Origin of the sequence: Xylanibacter oryzae DSM 17970 (assembly GCF_000585355.1) — a bacterium.
Taxonomy (GTDB): Bacteria; Bacteroidota; Bacteroidia; order Bacteroidales; family Bacteroidaceae; genus Prevotella; species Prevotella oryzae.
Window position 1 is genome coordinate 2,363,211 of sequence record NZ_KK073873.1, and the last position, 20,428, is coordinate 2,383,638.

The 20,428-nt window shown below is 38.7% G+C and carries 19 protein-coding genes; 10 read left to right on the plus strand and 9 right to left on the minus strand.

The window, feature by feature from the left end:
- Positions 1-18 precede the first annotated feature (18 nt).
- From XYLOR_RS09565 to XYLOR_RS09590, 6 genes are all read right to left on the minus strand, one after another.
- Positions 19-693 carry a NigD1/NigD2 family lipoprotein gene (locus XYLOR_RS09565; RefSeq protein ID WP_036878863.1) on the minus strand — a complete coding sequence of 225 codons (675 nt, stop codon included), beginning with the start codon at positions 691-693 and terminating at the stop codon, positions 19-21.
- Complete coding sequence (locus tag XYLOR_RS09570; protein WP_036878865.1) at positions 690-1,838, minus strand: 1-acyl-sn-glycerol-3-phosphate acyltransferase; 1,149 nt, start codon at positions 1,836-1,838, stop codon at positions 690-692. The genes XYLOR_RS09565 and XYLOR_RS09570 overlap by 4 nt, the downstream gene beginning before the upstream one ends.
- A gap of 2 nt (positions 1,839-1,840) precedes the next feature.
- Positions 1,841-2,857, minus strand: coding sequence for a D-alanine--D-alanine ligase (locus XYLOR_RS09575; protein ID WP_036878867.1), 1,017 nt, complete (start codon positions 2,855-2,857; stop codon positions 1,841-1,843).
- 12 nt (positions 2,858-2,869) lie between these two features.
- Entirely contained in the window at positions 2,870-3,934 is a 1,065-nt protein-coding gene (locus XYLOR_RS09580; protein WP_036878869.1) for an RluA family pseudouridine synthase, read from the minus strand.
- A gap of 30 nt (positions 3,935-3,964) precedes the next feature.
- Complete coding sequence (locus XYLOR_RS09585; protein ID WP_036878871.1) at positions 3,965-4,690, minus strand: PASTA domain-containing protein; 726 nt, start codon at positions 4,688-4,690, stop codon at positions 3,965-3,967.
- Between the two features lie 155 nt (positions 4,691-4,845).
- Complete coding sequence (locus tag XYLOR_RS09590; RefSeq protein ID WP_051508961.1) at positions 4,846-5,895, minus strand: endonuclease/exonuclease/phosphatase family protein; 1,050 nt, start codon at positions 5,893-5,895, stop codon at positions 4,846-4,848.
- A 156-nt stretch (positions 5,896-6,051) separates the two neighbouring features.
- On the opposite strand from XYLOR_RS09590, the gene XYLOR_RS09595 reads away from it, so the two are divergent.
- The 5 genes from XYLOR_RS09595 to XYLOR_RS09615 all read left to right on the plus strand — a co-directional run bounded on the left by XYLOR_RS09595 (position 6,052) and on the right by XYLOR_RS09615 (position 14,117).
- Positions 6,052-8,601, plus strand: a complete 2,550-nt coding sequence (locus XYLOR_RS09595; protein ID WP_036878873.1) for a TonB-dependent receptor — start codon at positions 6,052-6,054, stop codon at positions 8,599-8,601.
- A gap of 13 nt (positions 8,602-8,614) precedes the next feature.
- Complete coding sequence (locus tag XYLOR_RS09600; protein ID WP_036878875.1) at positions 8,615-9,451, plus strand: DUF5689 domain-containing protein; 837 nt, start codon at positions 8,615-8,617, stop codon at positions 9,449-9,451.
- Positions 9,452-9,465: 14 nt separating this feature from the next.
- Positions 9,466-11,022: a choice-of-anchor J domain-containing protein gene (locus XYLOR_RS09605; RefSeq protein ID WP_154655711.1), complete on the plus strand. Its 1,557-nt coding sequence runs from the start codon at positions 9,466-9,468 to the stop codon at positions 11,020-11,022.
- Between the two features lie 104 nt (positions 11,023-11,126).
- Positions 11,127-12,008 carry a DNA/RNA non-specific endonuclease gene (locus XYLOR_RS09610; RefSeq protein WP_036878882.1) on the plus strand — a complete coding sequence of 294 codons (882 nt, stop codon included), beginning with the start codon at positions 11,127-11,129 and terminating at the stop codon, positions 12,006-12,008.
- Between the two features lie 78 nt (positions 12,009-12,086).
- The gene (locus tag XYLOR_RS09615) at positions 12,087-14,117 is read left to right on the plus strand and encodes a M13 family metallopeptidase (RefSeq protein ID WP_036878885.1); all 2,031 of its coding nucleotides are present in this window, start codon (positions 12,087-12,089) and stop codon (positions 14,115-14,117) included.
- An 84-nt stretch (positions 14,118-14,201) separates the two neighbouring features.
- Here XYLOR_RS09615 and rpmH read toward each other — a convergent pair whose 3' ends face one another.
- Complete coding sequence (gene rpmH, locus XYLOR_RS13645; protein ID WP_084608591.1) at positions 14,202-14,357, minus strand: 50S ribosomal protein L34; 156 nt, start codon at positions 14,355-14,357, stop codon at positions 14,202-14,204.
- A 189-nt stretch (positions 14,358-14,546) separates the two neighbouring features.
- Between rpmH and efp the strand changes: the two genes are divergently transcribed.
- The 5 genes from efp (at position 14,547) to XYLOR_RS09640 (ending at position 18,046) form a co-directional block, all read left to right on the plus strand.
- Positions 14,547-15,113, plus strand: coding sequence for an elongation factor P (efp, locus tag XYLOR_RS09620; protein ID WP_036878888.1), 567 nt, complete (start codon positions 14,547-14,549; stop codon positions 15,111-15,113).
- A 72-nt stretch (positions 15,114-15,185) separates the two neighbouring features.
- Positions 15,186-16,223 carry a glycosyltransferase gene (locus tag XYLOR_RS09625; protein WP_036878891.1) on the plus strand — a complete coding sequence of 346 codons (1,038 nt, stop codon included), beginning with the start codon at positions 15,186-15,188 and terminating at the stop codon, positions 16,221-16,223.
- 11 nt (positions 16,224-16,234) lie between these two features.
- Entirely contained in the window at positions 16,235-16,924 is a 690-nt protein-coding gene (gene radC, locus XYLOR_RS09630) for a RadC family protein (RefSeq protein ID WP_051508962.1), read from the plus strand.
- 22 nt (positions 16,925-16,946) lie between these two features.
- On the plus strand, positions 16,947-17,267 hold the full coding sequence (locus XYLOR_RS09635; protein WP_036878897.1) for a metal-sulfur cluster assembly factor: 321 nt from the start codon (positions 16,947-16,949) through the stop codon (positions 17,265-17,267).
- Between the two features lie 14 nt (positions 17,268-17,281).
- Complete coding sequence (locus XYLOR_RS09640; RefSeq protein ID WP_036881000.1) at positions 17,282-18,046, plus strand: UDP-2,3-diacylglucosamine diphosphatase; 765 nt, start codon at positions 17,282-17,284, stop codon at positions 18,044-18,046.
- 71 nt (positions 18,047-18,117) lie between these two features.
- Here the strand turns inward: XYLOR_RS09640 and XYLOR_RS09645 are convergent, their stop codons facing one another.
- On the minus strand, positions 18,118-19,314 hold the full coding sequence (locus XYLOR_RS09645; RefSeq protein WP_036878900.1) for an acetate/propionate family kinase: 1,197 nt from the start codon (positions 19,312-19,314) through the stop codon (positions 18,118-18,120).
- Between the two features lie 17 nt (positions 19,315-19,331).
- Positions 19,332-20,351 carry a phosphate acetyltransferase gene (gene pta, locus XYLOR_RS09650; RefSeq protein ID WP_036878903.1) on the minus strand — a complete coding sequence of 340 codons (1,020 nt, stop codon included), beginning with the start codon at positions 20,349-20,351 and terminating at the stop codon, positions 19,332-19,334.
- Between the last annotated feature and the right edge of the window lie 77 nt (positions 20,352-20,428).

The window sequence follows — 20,428 nt, forward strand, 5'->3', positions numbered from 1 at the left end:
TATTTCCGCAAAATATTACTAGTATTCTATACATTTTTGAACCCAGCCATCATATGTCTTCACCGAAACTGCGATAGAATCACCCTTATGAAGTTCGGTCGCGAATTGCTTCAATGGTATACTTACATATTGTCGAGCTGTGTAATACTCAGGAACTCCATTCTGGTTGTGACTAAAAGTAAGATGGAGACGTCTCTTACCGTTAAATATAGCGATATTCGAGTCTTTAGTAAAATATACAGCATGCATACCCTCAGAACCATTTACTTGTCCTGTCTTAAATATGAGCGACATATTCAGGTATTTTCCTGTTTTACTGCACCACATACTTTCAAAATCCATGGGATCATATCTCAAACTGTCATTATTAGGAACAACCCTGATAACAGGTATGGGAGAATAAGATACTGGAGATATCTTAACATTATCATTATCATCACTTTCCCTATTATAATATAATGCCCCACGATAAAGAGAATCCCTTACTTTAAAATTCTTATTAGTAAAAGGATTAGACATTGACAGTGTATCGCCCTCGTCAATAATGACATAATCCGCTTTCAAATCATTATTTGTATGAGCCTCAACAAAATCAGCACAGAGATAAGAATAATTGCCATCTCCCGAATCATATGTATTACGGTTACATGCAACTAATACGATAACTGTCAATGCCAATCCTAAATGTTTCATAATGTTGCCAAATAATTAATAGCAGGATTTGCATACATAGTAAGTATGCATTTCCGTAAAAAGGCTTCATCCTTATTAGGCAATAATATCTTAGCCAATTGATCATTAATATACTTTTCGAACACAGCCTCATCATGGGATGTATATTTTGAAGAATGCATGGTACTGCCATTCAACATATCAAGAGCAATATAATTGTTGGGATATAGAAGGTAGTTACGATGTATCTCATGGTCTATATGATGAGCTATAGTATCATACAGATCTAATTTAGGCATATCAGGGTCTAATTGATGCAAAAAGTCATCCAAACATGGAGCGCAATGATAGTGTATATGACCTTTATAACCCATAACACCAGTTTTCATACTAATAACGTCATCCTCTTTGGCTTTTTTAAAATCTAATATATCCCTCTTCTGTTGGAATTCTTTTGCTTTTAAGAAATCACATGGATCAAACTCATAAGATATCGAAAGTGGTACGATATGCAATTGTTCGAGTCGCTCTATAATACTCCCTTGACCTCCCATTGCCATCATTTTCAATATTGAATTCTGGGTGCGGTCATCTGAATCTTTGGCACGACCTTCACGCTGTGCTATCCATATATTTTCTTTTTTCTCCAATATAGCGAAATGCATATATTCAGAGAGCCTTTTGCTTGCCATAAGCATCTGGCGCATTGAGGCACTACGTTGTACAATGAATGACTTGTTTACACGCACAAGATCTTTTATCCATGGCATTACAAGAAGATTATCGCCAATGGCAATCTCGCAAGTGGTTGTAAAACCATTATCTAGAAGCAACTTTGACAGAAATCCTGAATCCAGAACAATATCTCTGTGATTACTAAGGAATGTATATCTGCCCGTATTACATATATCACTGGAATCCATCTCAGCGCCTTTGCTTACTGTTGCTAAAAGGTTTGCAAGAAACTTATAACAAAATGCCTTCTGAAACTCAAGATTAGTCTTGCAAGTGCGCATTTTTGCAATAACATCATCATATGGAACCTTAGGGAAAATGTATCCAACCATTGTACGAAACTGCGGATCGACAATCAGTCGCTCATAGGCATCGGGCAAATCCTCTGGTCCATAAGGACGTATCTCATCAAACTCGTCTGGAACTTTCATAATTATCTAAATTGATTTTCTACTATATCAGTAAGGACATCCTTTATGTTAAGGCCTGCCGCTTTTACCTGCTGCGGTATAAAACTTGTTGCCGTCATACCTGGTGTTGTATTGATTTCCAACATATTAATTTTATCAACGTCTTTCCCGTCAGAATCTTTTCCTTTAGATATTATATAGTCTATACGAATAATACCATTACAATGTAAGATATCATATATTCTACTTGTTATCTCAGCAACACGCTTTGTAGTATCTTCGCTGAGACGTGCAGGTGTTATTTCCTTTACCTGACCGTTGTATTTTGCATCATAATCAAAGAACTCATTATCAGTTACCACTTCTGTGGCTGGAAGTACCACACTCTTTTCTTTTGTTTTATAACAACCTACAGAAATCTCTATACCATCTATGTATCCTTCTACCATTACTTCGTTGCTCTCAAGCATAGCTTTACGCACAGCAGGTGCCAGCTGATCAGCCGATTTAACTTTTGAAACACCAAAGCTACTACCGTCTGCAGATGGCTTTACGAAACATGGCATACCAATTCTCTTCTCAACATCTTCATCGCTGACCAATTGCTCATATCCTTTACGTATAAGCAGACTATCTGCTACGCGTACACCAAAACCTTTAAGATACTGATTGAGTACAAATTTATCGAATGTCATAGCTTCTACTAGCACACTACTGGTAGAATATGGCAAGTGAATAAGTTCAAAAAAGCCCTGCATAATTCCATTCTCACCAGGAGTACCATGGATAGTAATATATGCATAATCAAACTGAACCAGTTTGCCGTTTTCCATAAAAGAAAAATCATTACGGTCTATCTGAGCAGTAGTACCGTCATGCAGGCTAACATTCCAGTCCATTCCTTTTACGTCTACTATATATACATCGTAACGCTCTTTATCGAAAAAAGAGTAGAGTCCCTGTCCGGAACGCATTGAAACATCGTGTTCTGATGAGTCACCACCACATACGATGGCTATAGTTCTCTTTAAATTTTTCATAATGTATTGTTTTTAATTTATTCCTTTTATATAAGTTCGCCATTTTTCTATTAGCTGTTGCATATCATCGGGTAGCGAAGAAGTGAAATCCATCTGTTTGCCTGTCTCTGGGTGTACAAATCCAAGAGTGCGTGCATGCAAAGCCTGCCTTGGGCATAATTTGAAGCAATTCTGTATAAACTGCTTATATGATCCACTTCTCTCACCTCGTAGTATCTCGCTACCACCATAACGCTCGTCATTGAATAACGGATGGCCAATATGTTTCATGTGTGCACGTATCTGATGCGTACGTCCTGTCTCTAATATGCATTCTACTAGAGTAACATACCCAAACCGCTCAATAACCTTATAATGAGTAACTGCTGATTTTCCAATTCCAGAATCAGGAGGAAAGACAGTCATACGCAATCTATCTTTAGGATCTCGAGATATATTTCCTTCTATACGTCCGTCCTCTTCTGCCATATTTCCCCATACCAGTGCATTGTAGCTACGATGTGTTGTCTTGTTAAAAAACTGAGCTCCTAATTTTGTCTTGGCGTCAGGCGTTTTTGCAATAACAAGCAGACCACTTGTATCTTTATCTATACGATGCACAAGTCCAACTTGTGGGTCATTAGGATCATACGAAGGCAATTCGCGCAAATAATAAGCAATGGCATTAACCAGTGTACCTGTAAAATTACCACATCCTGGATGTACTACCAACCCGGCCGGTTTATTAACAACTATTACCTGTTTATCTTCATAAACTATATTAAGTGGTATATTCTCAGCCTTTATAGATGTATCGAAATGAGGTCTGTCAAGCATTAATGTGATAACATCAAACGGGCGCACCTTATAGTTGCTTTTAACAGGATGGTCATTTACATGTACATATCCTGAATCGGCAGCTTTTTGTATACGGTTACGACTGGAATGCTGCAGACGCTCAAACATATATTTGTCTACACGCAGAGGCACCTGCCCATGGTCAACAACCATACGTATATGTTCATAGAGTTGAGAGTCTTGTTCCTCTGAATCTTCAATTTCTTCTATATCTTTATCTATAAGTTCTTCGTTTGCCATATTGTAATATTAAAGTATGAATAGCAGAATTTAATAATCATTTATTCCGCTCTCATCTATCTTGCCACCCTTAGTAGCTTCTTTATTTCCTTTTTTTGCCGGAGCTTCATTATTATCAGGTCCCGAAACCTCTTGAAATTCATCTTGATCACCTTCTGATTGCGAAGGGTCGGTATAATCAACATCAGAAGAACCCTGATCAAATTTGCCATCGCCTATCTGTAACATCAGAGGGATATCAACAGGCACTCTGTCGCCGGCAAACAATTTGCGTCCACGGCTCACTATTCCATACACCCAGTCCTTTTCTCCATGAACCAATTGCGGCTGAAGGAGTCTAAAACCAATAGCCGTAAGTTTAGCATTTGCCTCACGTACAGAACTATTGTCTATTATATCAGGTATTGCAATCATTGGAGAATGAGGTGAATTGACAGTAACATAAATTACGTGACCACTCTTTACCCTGTCACGAGTGCCGGGAGTCTGTGCAAGTATACAATCTGCAGGTAATAATTTATTATAGCCAGAATCACTGACTTCAATTCTTAATCCATCATCTTCAAGCAATCGCCGTGCATTTTCATACTGCATACCTTTAAGATTGGGTACCAATATACTCTGACCGTGATGAGTATACAAATCCAGACCGAACTTTAGTCCGGCACAAAGTAGTATAATAACAGCAATCATTGCCAATATATTGCCCCAAAGATACTTACTACTAAATTTCTTAATGAATTCTTTTGATTCCATTAACAGTTCTTATTTATGGGACAAAGATAGTGCAAATAGAGATAATTACAAAATAAAAGTTGCTTAAATGTGTAAAAAGGTTGAAAGATTAGTACAACCTCACTGATTAAACATATAAGCAACTTATTAATGACTTAACTCTCTATTATAAAGGCTTACTGCTGCTTTATGAGATAAATTACAGTAGGCAGATGGTCACTGTATCCGTCAAGCCAAACACCACCGGCGGTTGTCCTTTTAGGGGTACCTTTATACTTACCATCTTGTTGTATCAGATAATCACGTCTGAATATTTGGTTTTTAAAGAATTTCAATGTTTTGTAATCATTGCCTCCATCACGGTTGATGAGATTAGGTGATACCACTATCTGATCAAAAAGATTCCAACTTCCATTATATGCAAGTGTACCTTTGCCCTCTTTCGCCAATATGTTCCACCAAGGATTATACATATCACTATCAGTCACTTCGCCTATCTCACGTTTAGCTCTTAACGACTCACTCATGCTCTTATTAAAAGGGTCATCATTCATATCACCCATAACGATGACTTTTACATTAGGATCATCACGCATGACCGAATCCTTTGCCATCCTACACTGACTTGCCACTTTTTCTCTAACTATCGAACCAGCAAAACGACTAGGCCAGTGATTTACAATAACCGTTACATGCTCCCCTGCAAGAGTTCCACTAACAATAAGGAATCCACGAGTTTTATATGCACTGTCTTTTGCATCAGGAACATAAGGTACTAGTTTGGAATTGCGAACATTAAAAAGTCTTGGGTTATACAAAAGTGCACAGTCTATACCACGAGTGTCAGGACCTTCAATATGTATATATTTATAACCACGAGCTTTCAATGGTTCCTGTGCGATAAGATCATTCATCACATTATCATTTTCAACTTCAGCCATACCTATCATACTGCATCCTATGCTTTGCGGTAGAACATCTGTACCGATATCAGCCAAAGCCTGAGCCATATTATGGATTTTATGCTTATATTTCAAACTAGTCCACTTATACGAACCATTCGGCAAAAACTCATAATCATTTTTCCCTGCATCATGGCAGGTATCAAATAGATTTTCTTGATTATAAAACCCTACGGCGTATACAGAATATTTTTTCTGCTGAGCAAAAATGGCCACTGTTCCAAATAGGAATATGGCAGAAATAAATAGATTTCTTATTTTCATATAGAATGATAATTATATTTGCAAAAGTACGGTAATTTTATCAAACTATATCGCAAAAAGTGCATATTTAATTAAATTTTAATCATTATTACTAAATTTATTCTAAAAAAATTAAGTATATTTGCATCGGATATAATAACTAAATAATGTAAAGCTATGCAGAAAAAGCTAATTACCGCTTTGATTGCCACTTGTTTTGTCGCTGCTACTAATGCACAGACAAAAGACCAGAATCCTAACAAGACTACAACGGATCAAGACGAGTCGGCATTCACATTTACGGAAGCCCAGTTGGGCGAGGATGACGAAATGAATCAAAATGTTACGATTATCAATTCGAACAACAACTTCTATGCTAACAATGTGGGATATCTATTCAGTCCTGTAAGGTTCAGATATCGGGCATACAACCAAAAGTACAATGACATCTACATCAACGGAGCGTTGATGAACAATGCCGAAACAGGACAGTTCAACTACAGTATGATAGGTGGTCTGAACAATCAGACAAGAGATATGGAGAATGCTCTCCCTTTTGAGAGTAATGATTTCTCTGTACCTGGAATTGGCGGTTCAGACAATTACAATTTCCGTGCTAGTAATATGCCGGCAGGAAACCGTGTAACCATAAGTGGAGCTAACCGTACTTACACATTAAGAGCTATGTATACATATAGTACAGGCTTAATGAAAGATGGATGGGCATTTACGGGAAGCGTATCTTACAGATGGGCAAACAGAGGATATGTAAAAGGCACATTCTACAATTCTCTTTCTTACTTTTTCGGTGCCGAAAAAATAATCAATAACCAACATAGGATATCATTTGCTACATGGGGTAATCCAACAGAACGTGGTATGCAAGGCGGAGCAACAGATGAAAATTACTGGCTCGCCAATAGCAACTACTACAACCCTTATTGGGGATATCAGAATGGAAAGATACGTAATTCACGTGTCGTAAATGATTTTGCTCCTACTGCTTTATTCACATGGGATTGGAAGATAAACAAATCTATGAAACTTACTACTACCTTGAGTGGCAAATATGCTGCTTATAGTAGCACAAAACTCAATTACAGCAATAGTGAGAATCCCCAGCCTGACTATTGGAAGAATATGCCAAGTAGCTTTTATGACGTATGGAATGTCAATGACGTAAGTAACCGTACTACGCAGGACCTTGCAGATTGGAATACAGCATACAACTATATGACTGCATCTGAATATAACAGACAAATCCAGTGGGACAAACTCTATTATGCCAATAGTCAAATTTCAAAACTTGGAGGAGACGCTATGTATTATATACAGGCAAAGCATAATAACCAGTTGGCTATAAATCTATCTTCATCTTTGAGAGTAAATCTTGATAAATTCTCTGTATGTAATATAGGTGTAAATCTATCTACTAACAAAGGATTCCATTATCTTACTATGAGCGATCTGCTTGGAGCAACAACATTCCATAACATAAACACTTATGCTATAGGCACTTATCCATCCAACTCCGATCAGGTACAATACGACTTGAACAATCCAAATGGTGTAGTAAAGGAAGGCGACAAATTCGGATATAACTATAATATGCTTGTTGATAAAGCTGGCGCATGGATGGGATATACGATTGACAAAGGTCGTTTCCATACATTCATAAACGGCAAGATCGGCGGCACAAGTATGCAAAGAGACGGAAAGATGCGTAACGGTTTAGCTGCAAACAACAGTTATGGCAAGAGCGGAACAGCACATTTCCTTGACGGTGGCGGTAAAATAGGTACTAACATCAACCTTGGAAGAGGCAACACTATATTAGTAGGTGCAGGATATGAATGGAGGGCTCCATTAGCCTCTACAGCATTCTCATCTCCAGAAGTAAATAATGACTTTGTTAAGAATCTTGTTTGTGAAAAAGTATTCAGCAGTGAAATCGGATACGCACTAGAGACAACATGGTTGCATGCCAACATTAATGGTTACTATAATCATATACAAGACGGAACAGAGTGGCAGAATTTCTATTTCGATGATATAAATTCTTTCTCATATGTATCTATGACCAACATAAAGAAAGCATATTATGGAATAGAGGCAGGTCTTAACTTTAAAGTCTCTTCTGTATTAAACATCAAAGCCATTGCAACAATGAGCGATGCGAAATACATAAACAACTCAGATGTAACTTATATGAACTCTACTAAGGGCACTTATACAAATGATATCGTAATGAACAAAAACATGCGTGAGTCAGGAACTCCTCTTTCAGCTTATAGTTTAGGTATAAGTTATCATAAAGCAGGATGGTACCTTGACCTGAATGGAAACTATTACGATCGTATATATCTGTCTTACCCTCCTTGTTTCCTATATCAGAAGTCTCTTATAACAATGGGACGCGTAGACAACGAAGGAAACTTTAATGTCCCAGACCAGTCAAAAGGGAATGGTGGATTCATGCTTGACGCAAGCATCGGAAAGAGCATAAACCTTAAGAAAGGTTCACTTGCCATCAATCTTACTCTTGACAATTTGCTCAACAACACAAAGATATGTACAGGTGGTTATGAGCAGAGCAGAAGCGACTATACAGTAAACAGTACAACTGGTGCTTACAATAATGAGCGTGCATACAAATTCTCACAGAATCCTAAGAAATTTTATGCTCTAGGATTTAACGGGATGCTCAACATATCATACAAATTCTAAAACAAGAATAATTATGAAAAGAATATATTTTATAATATTGGCAATGGCCTGCGTTATGTTCACATCTTGTATGGATGGAAACTGGAATGCCACAGACAACAGCGAGCCTGCTTACGGTGACAATTCAATAAAAGAGACGAATGTAATCACGATAGCCAATCTGAAGTCAAAGTACAATTCCGTTATAACCTCGAACGGCATGGCTTCAGTTGATGAGGATATACAAGTCAAAGGTCGCATAACAGGTAATGACATAGGTGGAAATCTATACAATGAGGTTTCTCTACAAGACGAAACAGGAGCAATCATCATTTGTATAAGCCAAAGTGGTATATATGGTTATCTTCCTGTTGGTCAGGAAATTCTTGTAAACCTAAAAGGCCTATATATAGGTGCTTACGGTAAACAAGCAGAGATAGGAACCCCATATACAAGCAGTAGTGGTAGTACATATGTAAGCAGAATGAACAAAGTTACATGGCAACAACATTTCAAGATAATTTCGAATCCTGATATTGCAGCAATATCACCTATTGATTTCAGTGAGAGTCTTAACATTGACGAATACTGTGGCCGACTTGTTACTCTTAATAATGTAACATTAAAAGAAGCTGACGGCAAAGCTGTTTTCGCGCCTAACGATGGCAGTGTAGCTCTAACAGCCAACTGCGCTAACAGAAATTTCAATGAATTCGGTTCTACCGTTATACTACGTACCAGCACATACGCCGACTTTGCCAATGCAGTAATGCCTACAGGTAAAGTAAACATAACTGGTATTGCCACACGATTTAATGGTACGTGGCAGATATTAATGCGTTCAGAATCAGATATACAACAAGTAAAATAAAAACAATAAATAATATGAAAAAGTTAATCTATTCAACATTTACGATGGCTATTGCAGCCTTATCATTATTCAGTTGCTCAGACGTACCAGCTCCATACGATAACCCTAACGGAGGAAATACTGGTGGAACAACATCTAATGTTATATTTTCCGAAGATTTTTCTACTGGCCAAGGTGGTTTTACATTTAGTGATGTTACTCTTACCGGTGGTCTTACTTCTGTATGGAAAGCCACATCTTATAATTCTTCATACTATCTTATAGCATCTGCTTATTATAATAAGGCTAGCCATTCTTCAGAATCTTGGGCTGTTTCTCCTGCTATTGATTTGGGCGACAGTCATACAGCAACATTGACATTTGACCATGCCATAAATAAGTTGACAAATGTTTCTAACATTCCTTCTATGATGACTGTTTGGATATCTACCGATTATGCAGGTGATGCAAAAACAGCTACATGGAAAGCGGTTAGCGTTCCAAAATATCCAGCAGGAACATCATGGACTTTTAATGGTTCAGGAGATATAGCTTTAGATCAATACTGCGGACAGAAAAAGGTGTATGTAGGTTTTAAATATGCAAGTACTGACAATGATGCCGGCTCATGGGAAGTTAGTAACTTCAAAATTGTTGGTGACGGAACTCCTATGGTAAAGCCAAACCCTAACCAAGGTACAGGTGATGGAACACAGGCATCTCCATATAATGTAGCTAAAGCTCAGGATATTATATCTAAAAACACTTTCACAAAAGATCCTGTTTATGTAAGTGGTACGATTTCAAAGATTGATAAAGTTGACACTTCTTTTGGTAATGCAACATACTATATCTCTGATGATGGTACAACTACAGGTCAGCTAGAGGTTTATCGCGGATATTCACTTGGTGGTAACAAATTCGCTTCAGAAAGTGATATCAAAGTAGGAGATAAAGTTATTATTAGTGGAGTATTAACATTATATAGTGGAACTCCTGAAGTAACACAAGGCAGTCAGATTTACTCGTTAAATGGTAAAACTGCTGATACAGGTGGGGGAACAGGGTCAACAGGTTCTGAAATGACATCCGACCTCATTTTAAGTGGTAAAACCGGTGCTTCTAGTTTAACAGAAAACAATTACGGTTCTCAATCTACGACAGACGAATCAACTTGGTATACATGGACTTTCAATAATATTAATTACGAAGGTGCTAAGATTTGCAAGGCCTCTGCAGCAAATGGTGGTGGAATTCAATTCCAAGGCAATGCTAGTGATGCTACAAAACAAGGTTTTATATTTAACACTACAGCATTTGGTTCAGATATAAAGACTATAACACTTACTCTGAAAGTTGTAACTACATCTACATTCGATCCAGCTTACGATTTGTATGCAGGAACAGCTGCTCACCCAACGAAAACGACGGGCAATACTATGACAGCAACCTCTGCAAAAACGACAGATGGTGGGTTTAATATTTACACACAGACTTTTGACCTTAGTACAGGAAGCTATAAATATTTCACTATAAGCAATGACCAAGTTGGTGCAATTTACCTTGACAAGGCTGTCATTACATTGAAATAATAAATATTATTACTACAAATTAGAAAGATGGTGTGCCTATTCAAATTAGCACATCATCTTTTCTATTAAAGAAATAAATCTCTTACATATTATAAAATATATTTATGAAAAAGATCCTATACTTATTTGTACTATCTGCAATGATTGTCAGCTGTGGAAGCAGTGATGACATCAGCAACAATAATGATAATAACACAAACCAGAATGCTAATCCTTCTGGCATTCCGGAGACCAAGTTGTTAGAGTGTCCACACATAAAAGGTGGTAGCAGCATCATCATTTCTCATGCCACGCCAAGCTATGGAGTTACCTACACACTAGAGTGGGATTGTGATAAGAAAGCACAAAGATGGAGCGCTTACGAGATGTATAACAGCAATAGCGTTACAAACTGGAACAGGAACAGCTGGTATAATACAACATGGGGAGGAGACCCTTTTCAAGAAGATGTAGATATACCTTCTAAATATCGTACAACCCTAAGTATGTATAGAGGCTCGGGATATGATAGAGGGCACATGTGCCCGTCGGCTGACAGACTTAATAGTAAGGATGCCAACGAACAGACATTCTATCTTTCCAATATGCAACCTCAGAACCATAATCTTAACGCAGGTATATGGGAAGTTATGGAGAATCAAATCCGGACATGGAATAAATCATCTTTCCGTGATACCTTATATATTGTTAAAGGAGGAACGATTGATAATCCTGATCAGATAAAAGGATATACATCTTCAGGACTTCTCATCCCGGGATATTTCTTTATGGCGATATTATGCAAAAATTCAGAAGGATATAAAGCTATTGCTTTCTGGGTAGACCATCAAACTATAAACCATAGCAATGATCCTCTTAGCAAATACGTAATTTCGATAGATCAATTAGAACAAAAGACAGGTATAGATTTCTTCTGCAATCTACCTGATAATATAGAGAACAAAGTAGAAGCTGCCACATACCCAAGCTCTTGGCAGATTCAATAAAATTGTACTTTTTTACAAAATAATTCGCAGTTTTGATATATTATATGTTACTTTGCACCAAACAATAACTATAAGACGATGAATATTAAATTTTTATTATGCGGTCTTGCGTTATGCACAACAACAGTATACGCTAATACACAAGACTCGCTAAAATCTGGAATTGACAAGCCCAGTATGGACTTTAATGTAAAACCTGGTACGTCATTCTTTGATTATGTAAATGGAACATGGTTAAAAAACACTGCTATTCCTGCTGAATATCCAAGCTACGGAATAACATATATGCTTGAAGAGCAGAATAAGGAACGCCTCAAAGAGATAATTCTTCAGCAAGCTCATCAGAATAATGCACAAAACTCGATTGGCAAAAAAATTGGCGACCTGTACAATATCGTCATGGATAGTGTAAAGCTTAATAAAGACGGCATAACTCCTGTTAAAGAACTCTTCAAAGAAGTAAATGCGATAAAGAATCGTAAGGAGATTACAACACTTATGGCAAAATTTTACCATAATGGTATTGATGGATTATTTTCCACCTACATAAGTGCTGATATGAAAGACAGCAAAAACAATCTTGTATCACTAGGTCAAGGTGGTATGACCCTTAGAGAAAAAGGATATTATCTGGATACTGATTCTCAGACCATAGCATTGCGTAATGAATATAAAAAAGCTATCGTAGACCTATTCCAATTATATGGTTTCAATCATTCACAGGCATACGCAAAAATGCTAACAGTAATGAAAATCGAGACTGCTATGGCAAAGGTAGCATATAGCAGAACACAGTTGCGTGATCCTGAGACCAATTATCATAAGATGTCATATGCCCGATTATTAAGAGATTATCCAGGCATCGACTGGAACAATTACTTCGACGTCTTGGGAATGAAAAACTTTAGTACATTAAGTGTAGATCAGAAGGATCCTGTACATGAAGCTGAACTATTGATAAAAAGTGAACCGCTTGATAATCTTAAATCATTCATGCAGTGGAACATCATCAAGTCTTCATGTTTCGACCTTAGCGAAAATATTAGAGCAAGAGCATTCGACTTTTTCAACCGTAAGATGACAGGTCAACAGAAAGACAGACCAAGATGGAAAATAGCTGTCGGTGCCGTTGAGAATTTTATGGGCGAAGGTCTAGGACATCTATATGTAGAGAAATACTTCCCTGCAGCATACAAAGAGCGTATGGTAAAGATGGTAAAGAACCTTCAGACAGCATTAGGTGAACGGATCATGGCACAAGATTGGATGAGCGACTCTACAAAGAAAGTAGCACTAGACAAATTAGCTTCGTTTTATGTAAAGATTGGTTATCCTAACAAATGGCGTGACTATTCTGCATTAGATATACACAACGACAATTACTTCGCCAATACTTTGCGTGCTTCAGCATTCGAGTTCGACTATATGGTAAATAAGAAACTGAACAAACCTGTAGATCGTGATGAATGGGAAATGACACCACAAGAGGTCAACGCCTATTATAATCCTACTACGAATGAGATCTGTTTCCCTGCAGGAATACTTCAGCCTCCATTCTTTGATATGGAAGCAGACGATGCCTACAACTACGGTTCTACCGGAGCCACAATAGGACACGAAATGACTCACGGATTTGATGACGAAGGAAGTCAGTTTGATAAGAACGGAAATCTACGCGTATGGTGGAAAGATTCAGACCGTAAGAGCTTCAACGAGCGCACAAAAGTTATGGCAGACTATTATTCAAATATTAATGTATTGCCCAACTTGAAATGCAACGGTGAACTGACATTAGGTGAGAACCTCGCAGACCACGGAGGTCTAATGGTAGCATATCAAGCATACAAAGACATCACCAAGGATGCTCCACTACCTGTAAAAGACGGATATACAGCAGACCAACGTTTTTTTATAGCTTACGGTATAAGTTGGAGAGAAAAGAATAGCGACGAGTACATCAGGATGGTCACCAAGACCGACCCTCACTCTATAGCACGCTGGAGAGTTAATGGTCAGTTGCCACATATTGACGCTTGGTACGAAGCATTTGGTATTACACCTAACGACCCAATGTTCATACCAAAAGAAAAGAGAGTTACTATATGGTAATGATCACAATAGACAGAAAGAGGCGGAGATTTAGAATCTCCGCCTCTTTCTGTCTATTACGTTTCGCAATAATTTAATCGATAATTATTTACCGTGATTCTCGTCAGAAACAGTTAATTTCTTGCGACCTTTAGCACGACGTGATGATAATACACGACGACCATCCTTTGTTGCCATTCTCTCACGGAAGCCATGCTTGTTCACTCTTCTTCTGTTGTGTGGCTGAAATGTTCTTTTCATTGTTTGTATATTTATTTGTTATTATTCCTAGCTTTTGGGCTGCAAAATTACGCATTTATTTCGAAATAACAAAGAATAAAATGATTTTTAGTGTATTATTTTACGTTTTTTTCCAAAATTGTAGTAACTTTGCATCCTAAAACTTACATTTATATATTTGAATATATAATAATAAACAACATAAGGTATATGATTAATTCACAGGAAATTAAGAACGGAACATGCATCCGCCTGGACAGTCAGGTTTATATTTGCGTAGAGTTCCAGCACGTAAAGCCGGGTAAAGGTAATACGATCATGCGTACGAAATTGAAAAGTGTGACAACAGGTCGCGTTATAGAGCGTACTTTTCAGGTAGGTTTCAAACTTGAGGATGTACGCATTGAGCGTCGTCCTTATCAGTATCTCTATGAAGATCCTACCGGTTACATGTTCATGAACCAGGAAACTTTCGAACAAATTCCTATCAATAAAGAAGCCATAACAGGTGTAGACTTCATGAAAGAAGGCGATGTAGTAGAAGTTGTTACTGATACTACAGACGGTACAATCCTTTATGCAGAAATGCCTGTAAAGACGAATCTTCGTATTAGCCACAGTGAACCGGGAATCAAAGGCGACACAGCTACAAATGCTACAAAGCCTGCTACCTTGGAAACAGGTGTAGAAATTCGTGTACCTTTGTTCATCAACGAAGGCGAACTTATTCAGGTTGATACACGCGATGGTTCTTATCTAAGCCGCGTTAAAGAATAGTATACTGAAATATAATTTGTAGGGGCGGGCCTGCAGGTCTGCCCCTTTATATTATCTTTTAACTGATATCAAATGAAATACTCCATAATTGTTCCGGTTTATAACCGTCCCGAAGAAGCAGAAGAACTACTAAAAAGTCTTGCTCAGCAATCTTTTAAAGACTTTGAGGTGGTAATTATCGAAGACGGCTCTTCAAAGACATGCAAACAGACAGCAGACAGTTATGCAGACAAGATTGATATTAAGTATTATTTCAAAGATAATTCAGGACCCGGACAGAGTCGCAACTACGGTGCTGAACGTAGTAACGGCGAATATCTTATAGTGCTTGATTCTGATGTCGTTTTACCCGACGATTACCTTATGGCCGTCAATGATGAGTTGACACGCGAACCTGCCGATGCATTCGGAGGTCCAGATCGTGCCCATTCATCATTCACTGATGTTCAAAAAGCTATAAGTTATTCTATGACAAGTTTTTTCACTACCGGAGGTATACGAGGTGGTAAAAAGAAGATGGATAAGTTTTATCCCAGATCATTCAATATGGGTATACGCAAAGATGTATATCTCAAATTAGGTGGATTCTCCAACATGCGTTTTGGTGAAGACATCGACTTCAGCATCCGCATATTCAAAGCCGGTTACAAATGCCGTCTATTCCCAGGCGCATGGGTTTGGCATAAGCGCCGTACCGATTTCAGAAAATTTTTCCGCCAGGTATTCAATAGCGGAATAGCAAGAATTAATCTATACAAGAAATATCCCGAATCACTCAAGTTAGTGCACATGCTGCCGATGGTTTTCACTGTCGGCGTAATCTTATTGGTACTGACATCAGCATTCGGCAGACTAATGATGCAATACGATAACATCCATAAATGGTACGACCTGTGTGCATTCCCATGGATACCCATTATCGTATATTGCATGATGATACTTATAGACTCCACGGTTAAAAACAAGAACCTCAAAATAGGTTTTCTTAGTATCGTGGCGTCATTCATACAACTCATGGGATATGGATGTGGATTCATATCTGCATGGTGGAAAAGATGCGTTCAGGGAAAAGATGAATTCCACGCATTCGACAAGACATTCTATAAATAAAAGAAAAGTTTTTGGAAGCTAAACTGAATATAAACCAGTGGGCTCAAGAAGATCGCCCACGCGAGAAAATGGAACGCCTGGGTGCCGAAGCATTAAGTAATGCAGAACTATTAGCTATACTGATAGGTTCCGGTTCCACAAAAGAGAGCGCTGTTGATCTGATGAAACGAGTGATGAGCGACTGCAATAACAATCTTAACACCCTTGGCAAGAAAAGCATCCGCGATCTCACCGAATATAACGGTATGGGACCGGTCAAGGCCATTACAGTACTCGCAGCCTGCGAACTAGGCAAGCGTAGACAAAGAGAAAAAGCTGAGGAAAGAAAAGACTTGGGCAGTGCTACATCCATTTACAACTATATGCATCCCATGATGCAAGACCTTGATGTAGAGGAAGCATGGATTCTGCTTATGAATCAGAACTATAAACTGATAAAGAGCGAACGCATATCTCATGGAGGAATAAGCGAGACAGCGGTTGATATACGCGTAATCATGAAATCCGCAATAATAAACGGTGCTACGATAATCGTACTTTGCCATAATCACCCAAGCAACAATGCAAAGGCAAGTGCCGAAGACGACAGACTAACACTACGCCTTAAAAAGGCAAGCGATATAATGAGAATATATTTTGCCGACCACGTAATAATTACAGACGGCAACTATTATAGTTATAGAGAACAAGGAAGATTATAAGTAAAATTTAAAATCAGCGACTATGACACAAGAAGAAAAAACTAAAATCGAAGAGAGAATCGTTGACGTATTAAAGACTGTTTACGATCCTGAAATACCTGTGAACATATACGACTTAGGGTTGATCTATAAAGTTGACCTGAAAGAAGATGGAACATTAGATCTTGATATGACATTTACCGCCCCATCCTGCCCTGCAGCCGACTTCATCCTTGAAGATGTGCGACAGAAAGTAGAAAGTGTAGAAGGAGTAAAAAGCGCAAACGTTCAACTTGTTTTCGAACCCGCTTGGGATCAGAGCATGTTAACAGAGGAAGCCAAAGTTGAACTAGGTTTCTCTTAATAATAGAAATGCTTATGAAAAATGTATATTTTCTCTCAGACGCCCACTTAGGTTCATTGGCTGTAAAGCATAACAGAACTCAAGAAAGACGTCTGGTACGCTTTCTTGACAGCATAAAAGACAAAGCCTCCGCTATATATTTACTTGGCGACATGTTCGACTTCTGGAACGAATACAAATATGTCGTTCCAAAGGGATACACTCGTTTTCTTGGTAAATTGTCAGAAATTACTGATATGGGGGTCGAAGTACATTTTTTCACCGGCAACCACGACATCTGGACTTACGGTTATCTTGAAGAAGAGTGCGGAGTGATATTACACCGCGAACCAATAACCACCGACATCTACGGTAAGATATTCTATCTGGCCCATGGCGACGGATTGGGAGACCCTGATAACAAGTTCAAATTATTGCGCAAAGTATTCCACAACCATACATGTCAGCAGATGCTTAATGCTTTCCATCCAAGATGGGGAATGTGGCTAGGCCTGACATGGGCCAAGCATAGCAGACTGAAGCGTTTAGACGGCAAGGAACTGCCTTATATGGGTGAAAGTAAAGAGTATCTGGTAAGATACACTAAAGAATACATGAAGACCCATACAGACATCGACTATTTCATCTATGGTCACAGACATATCGAACTGGACCTAATGCTATCCCGTAAATCCAGGATGATGATTATAGGCGACTGGATATGGCAATTTACGTATGTCGTATTCGATGGAGAGCATATCTTCCTCGAAGAATATGTTGAAGGCGAAAGCGAGCCATAGAAACCACATTACATAAAATAAGCCCCGGTGCAAATCTCAATGCACCGGGGCTTTATATTTTAATTGATATATTACTTCAACAGATTCATCGTATCAGTAGCAATCATCAGTTCCTCGTCAGTAGGTATCACCACAACAGTAACCTTAGAGTCCGGAGTAGAAATTACAGCTTCTGTGCTATGGATAGAACGGTTCAGTTCCTTATCCAGTTTCACTCCCATATATTCCATATCCTTACATACAGCCTCACGCATTTCGAACTGGTTCTCACCCACTCCTGCAGTGAATACGATTATATCACATCCACCCATAGCTGCAGCATAAGCACCAACATACTTCTTTATACGATAGTTGTACATATCCAGAGCCAGAGTAGCACGCTCGTTACCTTTGTTCATCGCCTCAACTATCTCACGCATATCCGAAGAGATACCTGTTACGCCAAGTACGCCACTCTTTTTGTTGAGCAGGTCAGACAATTGATCAGGATTAAGATTCAATTTCTTCTGAAGGAAAGTTACAGCACCGGCATCAACATCACCACTACGAGTACCCATCATCAATCCCTCAAGCGGAGTAAGACCCATTGATGTATCCATACATTTACCATACTTTACAGCAGCAACACTACCACCGTTACCGATATGACAAGTGATGATTTTCTTATCCTCAGCCTTAACATTCAAGAACTCACATACACGCTGTGAAACATAACGGTGACTTGTTCCGTGAAATCCGTAACGTCTTACATGATAAGTCTCATACAAGTCGTAAGGCAAAGCATAAAGATATGCATATTTAGGCATTGTCTGATGGAATGCAGTATCAAACACTCCTATCTGTGGCAATCCGGGCATCAACTCAGATACAGCATTTACGCCTTTCAGGTTGGCCGGGTTATGCAGAGGAGCCAAATCACTACAAGCCTCAAACTCTTTAAGGACCTCATCATTAAGAATAACACTCTTATTAAATTTTTCGCCTCCATGCACCATACGATGACCTACAGCGTCAATCTCCTTAAGGTCTTTTATTGCACCTATTTCAGGATCCGTAAGCAATTTGAAGATAAATTTCACACCCTCAGTATGCTCAGGAATATCATGCATTATTTTCTTTTTCTCACCGTTAGGCAACTTAACCTTTACGAAAGCGCCATCAAGTCCTACACGCTCTGCACCACCAGATGCCATTATTGATTTGTCATCCATATTGTACAGCGCGTACTTAATTGACGAACTGCCGCAATTTAATACTAGAATATTCATAATATATTATTAAGTTATTATTTATTTGCAGCCTTAGAATCTTGTGCCTGACAAGCAGTTATAGCAACCATCTTATAGATGTCATCTGCAGAGCAGCCACGGCTCAAATCATTTACCGGACGAGCGATACCCTGAAGTATTGGGCCAAGAGCAAATGCATCACCAAGACGCTGAACCAGTTTGTAAGCTATATTACCAACCTCAAGACATGGAACGATCAATACGTTTGCCTTACCGGCTATATCACTTCCCGGAGCTTTTGTTTTAGCAACAGAAGGTACGATTGCAGCATCAGCCTGCAGTTCACCATCAATCTTCAACTGTGGATTTCTTTCTTTAGCCAATCTTGTAGCCTCAACCACCTTATCTACTACCTCATGCGAAGCAGAACCTTTAGTAGAGAAGCTCAACATAGCTACACGTGGATCAGCAAATCCGGCTACAGCCTTAGCAGTCTCAGCTGTACAAACAGCGATCTGAGACAACTGGTCAGCATCAGGAACAGGAGTCACAGCGACATCACCCATTACGATAACGCCATTCTCACCATATTCAGGATGCTTTGTTATAAGAAGCATGGCACCGCTCACACAAGTAATGCCGGGAGCACATTTTATAATCTGTAATGCAGGACGCAAAGTATCGCCTGTAGTACTCAGAGCACCGGAAATCTGACCATCAGCTCCACCGGTCTTGATAATCATACACCCAAGATAAAGAGGGTTCTTTACCAACTCACGGGCTTTCTCGATTGTCATTCCTTTTTTCTTACGCAATTCTGCTAATAGAGTTGCATATTCTTCTGCTTTAGGATTGTTTTCAGGATCAATAAGCGTAGCTTTATTTATATTCTTCAGCCCGAATTTTTCAGCCTCAGCATGCACCTCGCCAGGGTTGCCGATCAGGATAAGGTCTGCCACACCGTCAGCCAATACTTTATCGGCAGCTTTTAATGTGCGCTCCTCAGTGGCTTCGGGGAGTACAATGCGCTGTTTGTCACTTTTTGCGCGCTCGATGATTTTTTCTACTAAATCCATAGTTTGTTACTAATTATATCTATTTTGTAATTTCGACATTGCATTTCGGATGCAAAAGTAAGAAAAATATTCGTAAA